Origin of the sequence: Pectobacterium brasiliense (genome assembly GCF_013449685.1) — a bacterium.
Classification (GTDB): Bacteria; Pseudomonadota; Gammaproteobacteria; order Enterobacterales; family Enterobacteriaceae; genus Pectobacterium; species Pectobacterium brasiliense_A.
Window position 1 is genome coordinate 1 of sequence record NZ_JACDSF010000127.1, and the last position, 1,156, is coordinate 1,156.

Annotated in this window: 3 protein-coding genes; all 3 read right to left on the reverse strand. The window is 57.0% G+C overall.

What is annotated here, in order from left to right:
- Nucleotides 1-207: TrbC/VirB2 family protein (locus tag H0248_RS21585; RefSeq protein ID WP_374705287.1), on the reverse strand; the 207-nt coding region annotated here is incomplete at its 3' end.
- Entirely contained in the window at nucleotides 188-820 is a 633-nt protein-coding gene (locus tag H0248_RS21590; protein ID WP_180787438.1) for a lytic transglycosylase domain-containing protein, read from the reverse strand. The genes H0248_RS21585 and H0248_RS21590, both read right to left, overlap by 20 nt.
- Nucleotides 821-890: 70 nt before the next feature.
- Nucleotides 891-1,112: a hypothetical protein gene (locus H0248_RS21595; RefSeq protein ID WP_180787439.1), complete on the reverse strand. Its 222-nt coding sequence runs from the start codon at nucleotides 1,110-1,112 to the stop codon at nucleotides 891-893.
- Nucleotides 1,113-1,156 lie beyond the last annotated feature (44 nt).

Genomic DNA, 1,156 nt, shown 5'->3' on the forward strand with positions numbered 1-1,156 from the left:
GTCATGCAGGCTCTTGCCGTCAAATAAGACTTTGTATCCCACCCACATGGTGGCGAGCGTGATGGTGACGGCGGCCAGTCCGAGCAGGCCGGTAGAGGTGTTGCTCAGCGTCTCATTGGCTTTATTAAACCCGCTGTCTGCTGCCAGCACCGGGCTTGCCATTAACAGGCAAGTGAGGACGGGCCAGTCAGTCTGTTTTCGTTTCATCATTTTCCTCCTGGGGGCCGGGGGTAGGTAACGCGCCGCGTATCACGGCGTTGGGGTAGCGCAGGGATGTCAGAACTGGCGTGGCGTTATCGGTAAGCTCGCCACGCATGACGGCGGTGGGGTAATGGATTTCCGGCAGGGTCTTTTCGGCGGGAGGTCGCTGACGGTCTTCCCGCGTTGACGGCACGGCGTAGCCGATGCGCTGGATGTAGCTGGTCTGGTTAAACGAGGATTCCGGCTGTTGGCCGGTCGTGAAATTTCCTGAGTAGTAGCAACTGAGCGCACGCTTGAGGGAACCGCCGCGGTGGTAGCAGTCGGTGAGGATGCGCTCAAACACGGACAGGTTGGTACAGGGGTCAAGAAGGTCACTGGCGGTCACGCCGTAATGACGGAAATTGGTGCTGGTGATTTGCATCAGCCCGACCGAATAGCGTCGGCCCTTTGCCGCCAGACGTGCGGTGAGGCTGACCGCCTCATCCTTACTGGCGGGGAAATGTGAAATCACGCCTTTGCCACCGGGCAGAATTTCAGCGATGGCATACGGATTCAAACCGGATTCGACCCGCGCCACATCGAGTGCCGTAGACGGGTGAATGCTGGCGGCGCACTGCATCAACAGCGTAAGAAAGGCTGTGGTGGNNGGGTGTATACCAAGCCCCTGCCGGGGGAAGGAGAAAAGCGGTTTAAGCGGAGGCGTTATCCTGCGAAATATCGTTCTCTTCTCTGGGCTCAAGCAACACCAGCTTTCCGGAAACGGCAATGCCGGGTGTCAGTACCACGTTCAGGCCGGGTTTACCGTGATGGGCAAAAGCCACGCCGACTTTCGTCCACCAGGTGTTTTTTTCACCCTGTGGGTCGGGCTGACTTTCCTGGGTGACAAATACGTGATAAATGGGTTTTCGCATGTGACCTCCTCTAATAAAAAAACGATGAGTTAAATAAATGTCAC

Coding starts and splice junctions, on each gene's coding strand:
- H0248_RS21590 (WP_180787438.1), bottom strand. CDS start 820: ATGCAGTGCGCCGCCAGCATTCACCCGTCTACGGCACTCGATGTGGCG.
- H0248_RS21595 (WP_180787439.1), bottom strand. CDS start 1,112: ATGCGAAAACCCATTTATCACGTATTTGTCACCCAGGAAAGTCAGCCC.